Source organism: Synechococcus sp. R6-10, assembly GCF_047461815.1.
Lineage (GTDB): Bacteria > Cyanobacteriota > Cyanobacteriia > Thermostichales > Thermostichaceae > Thermostichus.
Genome location: NZ_JANSHW010000061.1, coordinates 1 through 14,926, shown reverse-complemented (window position 1 = coordinate 14,926; position 14,926 = coordinate 1). Strand labels below are relative to the sequence as shown.

The following is a 14,926-nucleotide window of genomic DNA, read 5'->3' as shown; positions in this document are numbered from 1 at the left end:
GCTCAAAATTTGGCCGGTTCCGCTCCAAACTCGGGTTTCCGTCTGAGCCACGGCGGGTTGCCCAAGCTGCAGAACCATGAGCAACAGCCCTGCCCAGCTCCAGTGATTTCGCAGCCTCCCTCTCCCATCAGGGAAGAAGGAAGAAGAGCGAGAGAAACAAGCCATTGCACTCACGTTGATACCACGCGCCGCGATAGGACTGAAACAGACGAAGAAGAAGGCGAAAAGGTGTCGCAGGAAGCAATCCCTTACACAGTTTTTTTCACAGCTCGCTGAAAGCCTTTGGGATCCCTCTGCGCTCTCTTGGCTCTGGGTTAAGCCTGCTGCTGGAATCCGCCCTCGGCTTGATCCCAATCTAGCAATCTCCATCCCCCCAGACAGGATGTAACCTGAGACTCTGGCTGCGGGGATCCCCAGCAACCGTTTCGTCAATGCGCAGAGTCAAGACCCAGAGTGCCTCCGCCGCAATCGTAAGCCTCACTACTTGAGAGAAAGGAAACGCTCCAGAGCTGCCACCATTGCCGGTGGCCAACGGCGGACGGTTTTCACCCATTCCAGGTCGGCGTAGCGGGGATCCAGCCCTTGCACAGCCACCCAATGACTTTCGGCCTCTCCTTGCCGACCCTGCGCCCAAAGGATGGCACTGAGAGCAGCCCGCATATCTGGAAACTTCGGGTACTTGCGCACCAGAGCCCGCATCAAGCGCAGAGCAGCTTCTGTTTCACCCACCTGGTAGAGGCTCAAAGCATAGTTGGCCTGAGCGAAGGCGTAGTCGGGAGCCAATTCTGTGGCGCGGCGGTAGTCAGCCAAGGCCTGTTGCCATTGGCCCAGCCCTGCTTCCGCATTGCCGCGGTTGTTGTAGGCTGCCGCATCGTTGGGATCCAACTGCAACACTCGTTCGTAGTCTGCAATTGCTTCCTGCCACCGCCCCAGCCCCTCCAAAGCAGCCCCTCGGTTGAGATAGGGATCCGGCGCCTCAGGGGCCAAACGAATGGCCTCAGCGTAATCCTCCAGAGCTGCCTGCAGTTGGTGCAAGCTGACACGGGCATTGCCCCGGTTGCTCCACAGGGCCGGGTTGTCCGGCTGGATCTGCAACAGTTGAGTCCACAGGGTTTCCGCCCGGGCAAAATCTCCCCTCTGAGTTGCAGCAAAGGCTTCCTCAAACAGTCGATCGATCTGGCGATCCACCTTGTGGCTCGCTGCCGTTGCCACCACACCCGATCCAGGCCAGATAGGGATCCCCAACCAAAGCAGCAGCCCCAGCAGCAGCGCAGGGAGTAGGTTGGGTACACTGACGGACTTCATGGCTGCAAAAACCACCTTGGATGGGGTGTCCCCACCTGAAGCCATCGCCACAGAAGGGGGTCTGATGGTTAGCGCGCCCTGGAGGACTCGAACCCCCGACATCCGGTTTTGGAGACCGACGTTCTACCAACTGAACTAAGGACGCATTGGCCAAAGGTTACACCCGCTTACCCAGTGTAGCAGGTACACCTAATTTTCAGAGGAGCTGTTCCTCAACTATCTGGGCTCTCTGCCTTAGCCTTGATACGAGTGGCTTTGCCCACCCGATCCCGCAAATAGAACAGCTTGGCCCGACGCACTTTACCCCGCCGCAGCACCTGAATCGACTCGATGCGCGGGGAGTGAATGAGGAAAACCCGCTCCACGCCGATTCCCTGGAAAACCTTGCGCACCGTGATGGTGCGGTTAATGCCGGAGTGGCGCATGGCAATGACCGTGCCCTCAAAGGCTTGTACCCGCTCCTTGCCCCCCTCTTGGATGCGAACTCCCACCCGTACCTGATCGCCAACCCGAATCTCCGGCAGATCCGGCTTCATCTGGGCAGCTTCAATGGAGCGGATGATCTCCTCAGCGTTGATGCGAACGTTCATGGCCTTCCCGCGCTACCGGCAGTTAACCATGGTAACAATCGTCGCTGTTTTTTGTACAGAGCTGGCCGACATAGAGCTCAAGAGGTGGGAGACTGTGTTTACGCTTCCCCCATTTTTCCAATAGGCTAGACAAAGATAAAGCTTTTGTTACAAACGGGAGACTTTTGTGATCCTGCACACCGATGAGCCCAAGACGGGATCCCTGTCTACTCCCAGGCCTGCAGATCAGCCTCTGCCCCAGAGCAAACCCCGCCCCAAGAGATTTCCCTTCGGTTGGATGCTCTTGGGCTTGCTGTTGGCCGGCCTAGGGGGCAGCGGTCTCCTGATCCAGCGTCAGCTGCAGCAGCAGAGGGCAGAACGGCTGGAAAGATTGACGGTACCGGTTCAAGTGGTGGATCTGACCCAACGCCTGCGGGTGAGCGGCCAGGTGCAGCCGCTCCGCCAGGTGAATGTCAGCCCTCGCGAGTCGGGTCGCCTGGCGGAACTGTTGGTGGATCAGGGAGATGAAGTGGTGGCAGGGCAGTTATTGGCCCGGATGGACTACGGCGATCTCGCCAGTGGCATTCGCCAAGCCCAAGCCCGCATTCAAGAGCTGCAAGCCCGTCTAGCGGAGCAACAGGCCGGAGAGCGCCCCCAGGTGATCGCGGCGGCCCAGGCCAGGGTGGATGCTGCCCGGTCGCAGGTGGACTTGGCTCAGAGGGAGTTAGAGCGCATCCAGGCCCTGGTGCAGGCGGGGGTGGTAGCCCGCAGCGAGCTGGATCAACGCTCGGCCCGCCTGGAACAAGCGCAAGCGGATTTGCGAGCTGCTCAACAGGAGTTGGAGCGATTGCAACTGGGGAGCCGCCCGGAAACCCTACAGCAAATTCAAGCCCAAATTGCCCAGGCACAAGCCGAGCTGGCCCAACGGCAATCCCGGTTGGCTGACACCGAAGTCCGCGCCCCCTTTTCCGGTGTGGTGGTGCAGCGCTTTGCCGAGGTGGGATCCTTTGTAGCTCCCACAACAGCAGCTTCCGATGCCACCGCAGCTTCTTCCAGTTCCATTTTGGCGCTGGCTCAGGGAATTGAGGTGCGGGCAGAAGTGCCAGAAGCCCAGATTGCCCAGGTGCGGGTGGGTCAGCCGGTGGAGATCCGCTCCCTGGCCTACCCCGACCGCCTGGTGCAGGGGCGGGTGAAGCGGATTGCGCCTGCTACCGTGGTGGTGCGAGAGGTAACCGTCTTTCGGGTCTTCGTTGAACCGGAGCCTGGGGCCGACTTTTTGCGCACCGGCATGACTGTTTCGGTGGATTTCATTGGGGATCCCCAGCCTCAGGCTCTGACGGTGCCCTCAGTGGCTATCCTCCGGGAGGAAAGCCAGGAAGGCGTGCTCCTGCTGGATCCCCAAAGCCGGCAACCTGTCTATCGCCGCGTGGAAACGGGCATCACTCAGGGTGGAGTTACCCAAATCCTCTCTGGTCTGCAGGCAGGGGATCGGGTCTTTACTGCCCTGCCTCCTGGGGTGAACCTAGAGACTTTGATTAAAAGAGCGGAGCAACAGCCATGAGCCTGGCAACGGCGGCCAAAATGGCCTGGCAAATGGTGCGACGACATCGCCTGCGCACCGGGCTGAGCATGCTCGGGATCCTCATCGGCAATGCGGCGGTGGTGGCCATTGCCGGATTTGGCTATGCTGCCCAAGAGATGGCAGTGGATCAATTTCGCTCTCTGGGCACCAACTTGCTGATCGTCTTTTCGGCCAACTTGGGCCTAGCTGATGCCGGCAACATCCGCCCCCTCACCTTGGAGGATGTACGGGCTATTGCGGCGGAAGTGCCTGCCGTGTCAGCAGCCGTCCCCAGCCTGGGCACCAATGTGCGCGCTGTGCGAGGTGGAGTGGATCGCCGCTATGAGGCCACCGGCACTTGGCCGGAGTACTTGTCGGTCTTGAACTTAGAGATCGAGGCAGGCCGCTTCCTCTTGCCCTCGGATATCGAGGAACAGCGCCCGGTGGTGGTGCTGGGCAGCGATGCCGCCAGCCAGTTGTTCGGCCTGGACCCTGCCGCTGCCATTGGGGAGACCGTCCTGCTGAACAACTTGCCCTTCGAGGTAATCGGCACTTTGCGCTCGAAGCCGACGGTGTTTGGCAACAGCGATGCCGGAGTGTTTCTGCCGGTGGACGTGGTGGCCAATCGGTTGGTCGGGCGGCGTTCCCCCTACGGCACAGAGCTGACGGCGATTTTCGTCTCGGCCCGCTCTGAAGCCGATCTGCCTGCTGCCGAGTTCCAAATCCGCAACCTGCTGCGCCAGCGGCACCAATTGGTGGGAGAAGATGACTTCATCATCCGCAACCAAAAGGTGCTCCTGGATGGGTCGGCCAGGATTTTGAGCCTGCTGCGGGTGCTGCTGACGGGCACGGCGGCCCTCTCCCTGCTGGTGGGAGGGGTGGGGATCATGAATGTGATGCTTATCTCGGTTGCGGAACGCACCCATGAAATCGGGCTGCGCAAGGCGATCGGGGCGGATAGCCGGCAGATTTTGCAGCAGTTTGCCGCCGAAGCGATTTTCATTGCCGTGACCGGGGGGGTGCTCGGGATCCTCCTCAGCAGCGGCCTGCTGGTGGCGGTGCAGGTGTTCACCCCCTTGGCCACCCAAGTCGATGCGGTGGCAGTGGGAGTGGCGTTCTCCCTTTCCACTGGGATTGGGCTGGTCTTCGGCATTTTCCCGGCCCGCAAAGCGGCGCAACTGGATCCCATTGAGGCCCTGCGGGCCTAGAGATCGTATCCAAACAGGCGGGGATCCGCCGGCTGCCAATTGAGATCCGCCAAGCCGTACTCCGCCCAGCGGCGATCCACCAGGCGGGCTACTTCTGGATCCGGAGTGAGGGGATCCCGCCAGGGAGCATCGGTTTCTGGGGGAATTTTGGTGGTGGCATCAATGCCCATCTTGCCCCCCAGACCCCGTTTTTCGGTGGCAAAGTCCAAGGTGTCAAAGGGGTTGTCCGCCAGAATAAACACATCCCGCTGCGGATCCACCCGCGAACACAGACACCAGAGCACCTGCCGTGGATCCCGCACATTGATATCCTTGTCCACCACGATCACAAACTTGGTGTAGCTAAATTGGGGCAGGGCGCTCCAAAAAGCCAAAGCCGCCCGCCGCGCTTGGCCGGGGTAGGCTTTGTCGATGGAAAGAATAGCGGCCTTGTAGCCCAGCGCCTCCATCGGCAAGAAGAAATCCACGATCTCCGGCACCTGCTGCCTGAGGATGGGGGTGTAGATGCGGTTCAGGGCCAGCGCCATCATGTCGTTCTCTTTGGGGGGCTTGCCGCTGAAGGTGGTGAGGTAGATGGGATCCCGGCGGTGGGTCAAGCAGTGGAAGCGAATCAGAGGGGCCTGCTCGTTGCGGGGGCCGTAGTAGCCGATGTGATCTCCGGCAGGCCCGTCGGGGGCCACTTCCCCAGGGGTGATGGTGCCCTCCAAAACGATCTCAGCATGAGCCGGCACCTGCAGATCCACCGTTTTGCACTGGGCCAGGTGCAACCCTTCTCCGGCATAGAGACCGGCAAACAGCCACTCGGACAGATCCACCGGCAGAGGTGTGGCCGCCGCCAAAATCACCACCGGATCCACCCCCACCGCCACTGCCACCTCCAGCTTTTGGCCCAGGGCTGCCGCCTTGCGCAGATGCCGAGTTGCCCCCCGCACCGACAGCCATTGCACCGTCATGGTGGTGCGGCTTTGCAACTGCAGGCGGTACACCCCCACGTTGGGGATCCCATTTTCCGGGTCTTTGGTGACCATCAGGCCCAAGGTCAGCACCCGTCCGGCATCGCCGGGGTAGACCCGCAACAGGGGCAATTGGGTGAGATCCACTTCCTCTCCCCGCCGCACCACCTGCTGACAGGGAGGGATCAGATCCCGGCTGGGTCTCGCTTTGAAGACGCTAAGCAGCGCCTGTCCCAACTCCACCGCCTGGGCAAAGCTCCGCGGTGGCCGCGGCTGGTAAAGCAGGGCCAGCTTTTTCCCCAGTTCCTCCAGATCCTGAGGCTGCTCCATTCCCAAAGCCCAGCAAATGCGCTCCACCGTGCCCAGGGTGTTGATGAGCAGCGGCATTGAGGATCCCTTCACCCGCTCAAACAGCAGCGCCGGCCCCCCGCAGGCCAAGAGGCGATCGGCAATCTCGGCAATTTCCAGATCCGGATCCACTTCTGCCGAAATGCGGCGGAGCTGACCACGGGATTCCAGCAGAGCAATAAAACGGCGTAGATCTCTGGGCATGAAAGGGAACCTAAGGGCTTACTTGTCGCGATTGAGGGCTAACCCGCTCATGAAGGGCTTCTGCAGCGCAATAAACACCAGCAGCGGCGGGATACTGGCGATGATCGCTCCCAGCATCATGGGGCCATAGGAGGCCGAGCTATCCAGATTGAGCAGGGATTGCAGCCCCACCTGCACCACTTGTCGCTCTCGGCCTTGCACGATCAAGCGGGGCCACAGGTACATATTCCAAGCGTAAACGAAGTGAATCACCGCCTGCGCCCCGATGGCGTTCCAGCTCAAGGGGATCAGCACCTGGGTGAGAAATTGCAGCGGGTTGGCCCCGTCCAGTTGGGCCGCCTCCGCCAGCTCGCGGGGAATGTTGGAAAAATGCTGGCGGAACAAAAACGTGGCCGTGGCGCTGGCCAGAAAGGGCACGATTAAAGCGTAGTAGGTGGATCCCCAGCCCAAGTTGGTGACCAACCGCAGCAGGGCAATGATCAAGATTTCTGTGGGCATCATCAGCGTGATCAGCACAAAGCCAAAGGCCAGCCCTTTGCCGGGAAAGCGGAAGTACACAAAGGCCAGCCCGGCTAGCAGCGACAAAACCGTCTTGCCCACGGTGATCGCCACCGCCACGATGGTGCTGTTGACCATGTAGTGGCCCAAGTGCCGCGCCACCATCACCTGATGCCAGTTGAAGGCAAAAGAGGAGCCAAAGGTCAATTGATAGCGGAACACCTCGGCATTGTTCTGGGTGCTCACGAGCAGGGCGTACAACACCGGAAATCCCAGAACCAAGCAGGCCAGCACCAGGCCCAAATGCACATACCAACGCTCCGGGATCCAGCGCCGCCAACGCCAGGGAGAAGGCTCCACCCGAGTTGAACTGGGCTGGGCCACTTGAGATCGGGGATCCTGCAACAATTGAGCCATAGCACCTCCGGACAGCAAACGCTGATGAGCAGATGGAGTTTCTGGGTCGATCTTCGGCTTCTCTTGTGAGGATAATCTGCCAGAGTTAAGGGCAACCTAAGGAAGACCGGTCGCGTTAGCGGTGCAAGCACCTCTGCCCAGACTTGCGAGTGCTTTCACCGGCGATGGGGAAACGGGTAGAGTAGAACAGCAGTATCTGGATAACCCAAGAGAGGATCCCATGACTCGAGGCTTTGGCCCCTTCGGCAAAATCCAAGAAGCGCTCAAGAAAGCCCAAGAGGTGCGCGATGGCGCTCAAAGGCTGCAAAAAGAGCTAGAGGAGATGGAGATCGTCGGCGAAGCCGGCAATGGGCTGGTGAAAGTGACGGTAAACGGCAACCAAGAACCCCTTAAGGTCTCTCTGGATCCCCAAGTGCTCCAGGAGTCGGTGGATGTGGTAGAAGACTTGCTCCTGACAGCAATGGTGAACGCCTACACCCAATCTGCTGAGACGATGCGCAAACGCATGGAAGAGCTGACCGGAAACATCAGTCTGCCGGGGTTGGGACTGGGTTGAGCCCCACTTGCTTAACCCCGCTTGCTTAACTCTGTATGTACACTCGCCCCTTGGCTCGCCTCATCGAAGAGCTGCAACGGCTGCCCGGCATTGGCTCCAAAACCGCTCAGCGCCTAGCTCTCCACTTGATCAACCGGCCTGCCGGCGAGATCGAGGCCCTGGCCAAAGCCCTGCTAGAAGCCAAGCAGACGGTTCGGCACTGTTCCATCTGCTTCAACTGGTCAGCGGAGGATCCCTGTGAGATTTGCCGTTCGCCACAGCGGGATCCCTCGCTGTGGTGCGTGGTGGCCGACGTCAAAGACTTGATTGCGATGGAGCGCACCCGCGAGTTCAAGGGGCTCTACCACGTTTTGGGCGGCCTCATCTCCCCCATGAACGGGATCGGGGTCGATCAACTGCACATCCGCGAGCTGGTGGCCCGGGTGGCACGGGAAAAACCGCAGGAGCTGATCTTTGCCATCAGCCCCAGCGTAGAGGGGGAAGTAACCATGCACGTGGTCAAGGATTACCTGAAGCCGGTTGCCCCCACCTTGCGCATGACCCGCCTGGCCTTCGGCCTGCCCATGGGATCCGAGCTGGAATACGCCGACGAGGTCACCCTGGCCCGTGCCCTGGAAGCCCGGCAGGAGTTGTGAGCCGCCCAGCCCATCAATCGCAGCCGGTTACCCCCTCCGCGCAGTAGGTGCTCCACCAGGGGTTGAAGTTGGCAGGATCCTCGGGCAGAGTGCTGATATTCAGAAGTTCCTGGAAGCTGCTGTTGCGGCCTCCGTAGCGCAGGTGCATGTGCACCGGATCCCCGTGGGGTGCCCGCAGAATCACATAGGTGAAGGTCTCGCAACTGGCGTCTGCTCCAGGCTGCAACTGAAACAAATCCCAGATGGAACTTAAGGAGCGCTCAGGGTAGTAGAAGGGATCCGGCGCAGCCCCCCGATAGGCGTAGCGACAATTTTCCGCCAGGGGCTTTTTCCCTTCCAGGTCGGCATAAAAGGAGAAAAACTCCATCTTCTCGAACTTCACCCGCTTCGGATTGCGCGGATCGTTGGCCGATTGTTCCAGGGACGTATCCAGAGTGAAAACACCATCAATTCCCAGGTAGGGCACTTTATAAGCATTGGGGGAGACAATCTGCAGCTCTAAGGCTGCCGCAGCCGCTCCAAAACCCAAGAGACTCAAGCTGCCGATCAGCCAGGCTAGGGCCGTTGAAGAACAAACTTGACGAGAGGGCATAAAACTTCGTCGTGCCTGTATTGTGCAGTAAAGTCCAGACCAGTCTAAGAAAAGCTTTGAGCTCGTACTATCCCACTGGGGGGCATTTTGCGGAAATTCGCCAGCTGCAGGTGCAGCTTTGGGGAACGGGATCCTAAGACAAGGCAGTAAAATTGAGGTCAGGCTCACCGTAGAGGGGCCAGGTTTGCTGCCAGAGCCTGATATCTGGAAACTGATTTTGAAAGCGAGGAAAACCCCGTGGAGCTAGCTGAGATTGAGGAGTTGATGAACAAAGCTGTGCAAGCCACACAGCGCTCCTTTAATACGGTACGCACCGGGCGGGCCAATTCCAGCCTGCTGGATCGGATTCAGGTGGAGTACTACGGCGTGCCCACTCCCCTGAAGGCCCTGGCCAGCCTCACCACGCCAGACTCCAGCACTCTCTTGATCCAGCCCTTTGATCCCTCGACCCTGGCGGCCATTGAGCGGGCCATTGTTGCCTCTGACCTAGGTCTAACCCCCAGCAACGACGGCAAGGTGGTGCGGCTCACCATTCCCCCCCTGACAGAAGAGCGGCGCAAAGAGCTGAGCAAACAGGTGGCCAAGCTGGCCGAAGAGGGGCGAGTCTCGATCCGCAACATCCGGCGGGATGGCATTGACTCGGTGCGCAAGCGAGAGAAAAATGGCGAGCTGTCTGAAGATGAGTCCAAAAGCTTGCAGGATGCCATCCAGAAACTAACTGACCGCTACATTAAGAAGATCGATGAGCTGCTGGCAGAAAAAGAAAAGGAGCTGACGACGCTGTAAAAGCTCCTTGTGGACATAACTCCCCACGCTACTGGATTGCTTCTGCGCAGCGGTAGGACGGGGTTAAAGACCCCATTTTTTGATCAAAACTCGACACTCATCCCGAAACTTCAAGGTTTCCACTTGCCCCTCGAAGTCGGGCAGCCGTTCGTTTCTCCTCGTCCAATTCCAACAAGAGGGATCCTGGCTTGGGCCAGGATGGAAGAGCGGAATACGACAAACCTTGCCGCAATGGATTTGATCCTGTGCCATCAATCGGCGGATTTCGACACCCTGGGGGCGGCGGTGGGAGCGGCCCGCCTGTATCCGGGTGCCCGCATTGCCTTGACCGGGGGATCCCTGCCGGGGGTGCAGGAGTTTTTGGCCCTGTACCGAGATGAATTTCCCCTCATTGAGTTGCGCTCTGTGGATCCGGGACAGGTGCAGCGGTGGATTGTGGTGGACTGTCACGATCCGGATCGCTTGGGCAAAGCTGCCGCTTGGTTAAGCGTCCCCGGCGCGCAGATTGAGATTTTCGACCATCACCCCAGTCCACTGGATAACTTTTGGCCGCAGCAGCAGGTCAACAGCCATATCGAGGCCGTGGGGGCCACCTGTACCTTGCTGGTGGAGCGGCTGCAGGCTGCTGGGATCCCTCTCAGCCCTTTTGAGCGGCTGGCGCTGGCTTTGGGCATTCACATGGATACGGGATCCCTGACCTTCCCGGAGACCACCGCCCGCGATGCTGCTGCCCTGAGCTGGCTGTTGGATCAGGGGGTGAACCTGGTCTTGTTGCGGCGCTTTTTGGGGGATGGCCTCACCCCAGAGATGCGCGAGCTGCTCAGCCAGGGGTTGGCCCAGATGCAGGTGCAGCAGGTGGGGGAGTATCGCCTGGGAGAGTGGCTGCTGGAGCTGCCGGAGTTTGTGCCCGGCTTGGCTGGCCTGGTGATGCGGCTGATGGATCTGACGGGAGTGGATGTGCTGCTCTTGGTGGCGCGGCAGGGGGAGCGGCTCAGCCTGATCGGGCGGGCGCGGCAGGAGTTTGCCCAGTTGGGCAGGGTGATGGCCCTCTACGGCGGCGGTGGACACGATTGTGCTGCAGCAGCCACGTTAAAAGCCAGCCCAGAGCAGCCTTTGCCCGACCCGGCCCAAGTCATGGCGGCCCTCAGGCAGGCTGTCCAAGAGCGGATCCCGCCCCCGGTGACGGCCAAAGATTTGATGTCGGCTCCGGTGCGCACCATCCGACCGGAGATCACCATCGACGAGGCCCAGCGGGTGCTGCTGCGCTACGGCCATTCCGGCCTGGTGGTGGTGGACGCTCAAGGTCGCCTGGTGGGGGTGATCTCGCGGCGGGATATCGATATCGCCCTGCATCACGGGTTTGGCCATGCCCCCGTCAAGGGCTACATGACCACCGACGTGAAAACCCTCTCCCCCGACACCCCCTTGGCGGAGATTCAGCGGTTGATGGTGCAGTGGGATATTGGCCGCCTGCCGGTTCTCCAGGATGGACAGTTGGTGGGCATTGTAACTCGCACCGATGTGTTGCGGCACCTACACGAGTTGCCGGCCCTCTCACCGCAGTTGGCTTTGCCCACCCTTTCCTGCCCTTTGGATCTCACCTTCGCGGCCCTGTCGGAGCGGCATCGACAGTTGCTGGAGCAGGCCGCCCACATCGCCGATGAGAAGGGCCTGAGGTTGTATCTGGTGGGGGGAACGGTGCGGGATCTGCTGCTGCACCGGTGGGGACGGCAGCCCTCACCCAACCTGGAGCGGCTGGATCTGGACTTGGTGGTGGATGGGCCCTACTCTCCGGCCCTGGATGGGACGGATCCCCCGGGCTGGGGCTTGATTTTGGGACAAGCGCTCAAACAGCACTTCCCGGAAGCGCGGCTGGAGATCCACGGCAAATTCCAAACGGCGGCCTTGATCTGGCCAGGAGGCTTTTGTGTGGATATCGCCAGCGCCCGCACGGAGTTTTATCCCTACCCGGCCTCTCCCCCCGAAGTGGCCATGGGATCCATCCAGCAAGACCTCTATCGGCGGGATTTTTCCATCAACGCCTTGGCCTTGCGCCTCAACGGCCCCCAGCGAGGACAGGTGCTGGATTTTTTCGGCGGACAAGCAGATCTGCAACAGGGGATCATCCGGGCATTACACCCCAACAGCTTCATCGAGGATCCCACCCGCATTTATCGGGCGGTGCGCTTTGCGGTGCGCTTGGGCTTCGCCCTGGACTCGACCACAGAAAAATGGATCCGCGCTGCCGTGGCCAGTGGTCTGCACGATGCCGTCGGCGGGGATCGCCTCAAGCAGGAGCTGGCCTACATTCTCGGATCCCGCGATTGGCCCCAAGCCTTTGAGCGGCTGGCAGAATGGGGAGCTTTGCGCTGTATTCACCCCGACCTGGAGTGGGATCCCTCCCTGTGCCGGCGGTTGCAACGGGTGGGCCGCTGGGCTTATCACTTTCGCCGCCGCTATCCTGAGCTGGGATCCCAGGAGATCTGGCAACTGCGCCTAGAGGCTCTCCTCCTCACCCTACCCCAAGCCCCCCAGGTGGCCAGCCAACTCCACCTCACCCAAGCAGGCATCGAACGCCTCAGCCATTCCTCCTATTACCAAACCCTGTTGGCCCAACTGGATCCCGGCACCCTCTCTCCGGCCCAGGTGGTGCAACTGCTGCAGGGGCTGCGGATCCCGGCGGTGATTTTGTTGGCTGGGATCGCCCCCAAGCCGGCCCGGCGGCTGATCTGGCGCTATTTGCAGGAGTGGTACTGGGTAAAGCCGCTGCTCAACGGCCACGATCTGCGTCGTCTGGGTTATAAGCCAGGTCGCCCCTTCCAAGCCATTTTGGAGCAACTGCGTTGCCTCACCCTGAACGGCGAACTCACCACCCCGGCAGAAGCTGAAGCCTGGCTGCAAGAACACTTCCCCCTGCCGCAAGCTCAATACCGAGGAAGAAAGTAGAAGGGCAAATCAGTCGAAATAGAAGAGAGTGACCAACTTGTGTTGTTCCTCAGCATGCTTGCAGGCATCCAGCAGCGTGACGCTGTCGTGGAAGACAAAGCAGATCAACTGCTGGCACTTGCTGATGATCTCCAGGTTGCACAGGCGGCTGGCCTCCGCCAGGGGAAGATGGTCGTTTTCCGGATGCTCCACCAGATGCAGCACCTGCTCCAGGCTGGCCCGCGACTCTGCCGGCTGTCGCTCCAAACTCTGCGGCAAGATCACCGTCAAGGACTTCATGTCCGCCCGCATCGCCCCCCGAATGACGGCCAAGTTGGTGCCAATAGCCCCAGAGGTGAGGATCTGATTGCCGGTAAGGGCCAGGGCATAACTGAGGGTCTCGATCAAATACTGGTGGGTAATGGGCACATGACGGCTGCCCAGGATGGCCACTCGCTTCGGCCCAACTTGCTGAATGGCGGCCAACTCCTGCAAAAACGTATCAACGCTGGTGGGGACATCAATAGACTGGGTCAACGGGATCCCTCGGCAAATTCTCAAGATCTGGGCTAGGCTATGCTATCTCAAATTTCCGCTTTGGGATCCGGCCAAGTTGAAGCTCTACGGCTTCAGCCCCAAACTTTTGGTGAAGTGCTAAGGCTGTCTGCAGCAAGCTGGGCTTGGCTTTGCGCAGAAGATCCCGCCTGAATGTGGATGGTGTAGCTCATGCTGCTGTGAACGCCCCTGCCCAGCCAATGGCCGTAAATGGGAGCGGCATCTCTGGGGTAAGCGCTGGCCGCCAAAGCCACATGACCATCGGCCACGGCCAACCCCTGGGTGGGATCAAAGCCCCGCCAACCGGCCCCCGGCAAGTACACCTCCGCCCAAGCGTGCAAATGACGGCGCCCAGGCTCTGGGGGTTCTCCACCCCTGCTCTCCCCCGAAGGCTGCGAGGGGCTGACCTGGTAGCCACTGACAAAGCGCGCGGCCAAGCCTACCGTACGGCAGACCTCCATGAACACCAGGGCCAAATCGCGGCAGGCTCCGGTTTTGCGATGCCAGGTCAAGCCGGCAGGCCAGGGATCCCCCTTTTCCCGCAAGATGTGGCGGCATTCTGAATAGATGCGCTGGTTCAGCGCCGGCAGAAAAGCCGTCGTTTCCCCCTGCACGTGATCCCATAGCTCCCAGGCCAAGGCTTGGACGCCGGGATCCGCCTGAGCCGTCAGATAAGGCTGTAGTTGAGCTGCCAGCGTGCTGGGATAGTCGATGGGGAGATGGGTGGCCCAATCGCAGAGGAGATAGTCGAAGGGATTCTGCCGCAGGGTGAGCACCGTGGCCTGAGTTTGAATGCGCAAATGCTCGGTGGGATCCCCAAACCAGAGCCGAACCGCCGCGTTGCCCTCCAGCTCCACCAGCGCCGATTGGCCCACCGGCTGCGGATCCACCTGCAACTCAAAAGCCAGGAGAGTTTGGATCCCGTCGCAGCGCGGTCGCAATCGCACCGTGTGGGGCTCCAGTTGGACTGGACGACTGTAGCGATATTCGATGAGATGGCGGATCTGAATTTGCACAGGCCAAATGACGGGCAAGAGGTTTCACCACAGGCAGCCGAGCCTTGAGATCAGGTAACCCAAACTGCTCTCGAATCAAAGCCAGGAGGTAGCTGTATCCTCTGCCGGGGAGCTTTGAAACTTTATCTGAGTTTGAGATCTCCGAGAGCTCTGCCCTGCCTCCCCAATCATCGAAACCTTCAGCTTAGAGCGAATATACTCCCCGGCCCGTACAGGAGCATAGCGAGGGGGGTTTGCTGCATTCTGGCATGTGGGCAGGCATTCAATCCAAGCCCCAGCCTGCTCAAGGAAAGAAACTGGAGACATAGCCGACATAGAGACAGGTGCTCAGAACAGCTCCTACCCTACAAAGAGAACTTGCCCCAAGACTGTGTGGGCGGATACCCCCTCAAAGCCAGCGCCAGCTCAACCCCATATCCAAACTAGGGATATTCTTGCTTGGCCTGTTGCCAGAGGACTTCCAGCTCCTGGAAACTGCGTCCTTTCAGAAGGGAGCTTATGCCATCGCCGGGCAGGGATCCCGCTGGTTCCTGAGCCAGCTCTTCCATGCGCAAAAAACGGCGAGCAAAGCGCAGGTTGGTTTGGGTTAGAGCTTGGGCAGCATCCAAGCCATACCAACGGCCCAAGTTGACCAGGGCAAAAAGCAGATCCCCCAGTTCGGCTTCCTGCCGAGTTGGATCGGGGGGATCCCTCTCCAATTCTCGACGCAGCTCGGCTTCTTCCTCGCGGATCTTGGCCCAGATCCCCTCCACCGTTGGCCACTCAAACCCTGCCCCCACCACTTTGCAGGAAATTTTC

The 14,926-nt window shown here is 60.2% G+C and carries 13 protein-coding genes, 1 tRNA gene and 1 pseudogene; 6 read left to right on the top strand and 9 right to left on the bottom strand.

The annotated features are described in order from the left end of the window. Positions 1-480: 480 nt before the first annotated feature. The 3 genes from NW837_RS02010 to rplS form a co-directional block, all read right to left on the bottom strand. The gene (locus tag NW837_RS02010; RefSeq protein WP_414329041.1) at positions 481-1,305 is read right to left on the bottom strand and encodes a tetratricopeptide repeat protein; all 825 of its coding nucleotides are present in this window, start codon (positions 1,303-1,305) and stop codon (positions 481-483) included. Between the two features lie 72 nt (positions 1,306-1,377). Continuing rightward, a tRNA-Trp gene (locus NW837_RS02005) sits at positions 1,378-1,450 on the bottom strand. Between the two features lie 67 nt (positions 1,451-1,517). Beyond that, entirely contained in the window at positions 1,518-1,883 is a 366-nt protein-coding gene (gene rplS / locus NW837_RS02000; protein WP_041437725.1) for a 50S ribosomal protein L19, read from the bottom strand. Between the two features lie 178 nt (positions 1,884-2,061). Between rplS and NW837_RS01995 the strand changes: the two genes are divergently transcribed. Both NW837_RS01995 and NW837_RS01990 read left to right on the top strand, forming a co-directional pair. Then, the gene (locus NW837_RS01995; protein ID WP_414329040.1) at positions 2,062-3,435 is read left to right on the top strand and encodes an efflux RND transporter periplasmic adaptor subunit; all 1,374 of its coding nucleotides are present in this window, start codon (positions 2,062-2,064) and stop codon (positions 3,433-3,435) included. Next, positions 3,432-4,643 (top strand): ABC transporter permease, encoded by a 1,212-nt coding sequence (locus tag NW837_RS01990; protein WP_414329039.1) that lies wholly within the window; start codon positions 3,432-3,434, stop codon positions 4,641-4,643. The genes NW837_RS01995 and NW837_RS01990 overlap by 4 nt, the downstream gene beginning before the upstream one ends. Here NW837_RS01990 and NW837_RS01985 read toward each other — a convergent pair. Further along, positions 4,640-6,148: a UbiD family decarboxylase gene (locus NW837_RS01985; protein ID WP_414329038.1), complete on the bottom strand. Its 1,509-nt coding sequence runs from the start codon at positions 6,146-6,148 to the stop codon at positions 4,640-4,642. The two genes, NW837_RS01990 and NW837_RS01985, sit on opposite strands and share 4 nt — an antisense overlap. A gap of 18 nt (positions 6,149-6,166) precedes the next feature. Continuing rightward, on the bottom strand, positions 6,167-7,063 hold the full coding sequence (locus NW837_RS01980; RefSeq protein WP_414329037.1) for a carbohydrate ABC transporter permease: 897 nt from the start codon (positions 7,061-7,063) through the stop codon (positions 6,167-6,169). Between the two features lie 220 nt (positions 7,064-7,283). Here NW837_RS01980 and NW837_RS01975 point away from each other — a divergent pair, with 220 nt between their 5' ends. Both NW837_RS01975 and recR read left to right on the top strand, forming a co-directional pair. After that, on the top strand, positions 7,284-7,619 hold the full coding sequence (locus NW837_RS01975; RefSeq protein WP_011434432.1) for a YbaB/EbfC family nucleoid-associated protein: 336 nt from the start codon (positions 7,284-7,286) through the stop codon (positions 7,617-7,619). 35 nt (positions 7,620-7,654) lie between these two features. Further along, on the top strand, positions 7,655-8,254 hold the full coding sequence (gene recR / locus NW837_RS01970) for a recombination mediator RecR (RefSeq protein WP_011434433.1): 600 nt from the start codon (positions 7,655-7,657) through the stop codon (positions 8,252-8,254). Positions 8,255-8,267: 13 nt separating this feature from the next. Here the strand turns inward: recR and NW837_RS01965 are convergent, their stop codons facing one another. Further along, positions 8,268-8,846 carry a hypothetical protein gene (locus tag NW837_RS01965; RefSeq protein ID WP_414329036.1) on the bottom strand — a complete coding sequence of 193 codons (579 nt, stop codon included), beginning with the start codon at positions 8,844-8,846 and terminating at the stop codon, positions 8,268-8,270. 237 nt (positions 8,847-9,083) lie between these two features. Here NW837_RS01965 and frr point away from each other — a divergent pair, with 237 nt between their 5' ends. Both frr and NW837_RS01955 read left to right on the top strand, forming a co-directional pair. Beyond that, a complete protein-coding gene (gene frr / locus NW837_RS01960; protein WP_011429597.1) occupies positions 9,084-9,632 on the top strand; it encodes a ribosome recycling factor in 549 nt (182 codons plus the stop codon). A 198-nt stretch (positions 9,633-9,830) separates the two neighbouring features. After that, complete coding sequence (locus tag NW837_RS01955; protein ID WP_414329035.1) at positions 9,831-12,578, top strand: CBS domain-containing protein; 2,748 nt, start codon at positions 9,831-9,833, stop codon at positions 12,576-12,578. Between the two features lie 9 nt (positions 12,579-12,587). Here the strand turns inward: NW837_RS01955 and NW837_RS01950 are convergent, their stop codons facing one another. The 3 genes and pseudogenes from NW837_RS01950 to NW837_RS01940 form a co-directional block, all read right to left on the bottom strand. Then, positions 12,588-13,094, bottom strand: coding sequence for a hypothetical protein (locus tag NW837_RS01950; protein WP_011434437.1), 507 nt, complete (start codon positions 13,092-13,094; stop codon positions 12,588-12,590). A gap of 92 nt (positions 13,095-13,186) precedes the next feature. Beyond that, positions 13,187-14,146: a transglutaminase family protein gene (locus tag NW837_RS01945; protein ID WP_414329034.1), complete on the bottom strand. Its 960-nt coding sequence runs from the start codon at positions 14,144-14,146 to the stop codon at positions 13,187-13,189. Positions 14,147-14,550: 404 nt separating this feature from the next. Then, positions 14,551-14,926 (bottom strand): annotated as a pseudogene (locus NW837_RS01940) (nucleoside triphosphate pyrophosphohydrolase); the annotation flags it as partial.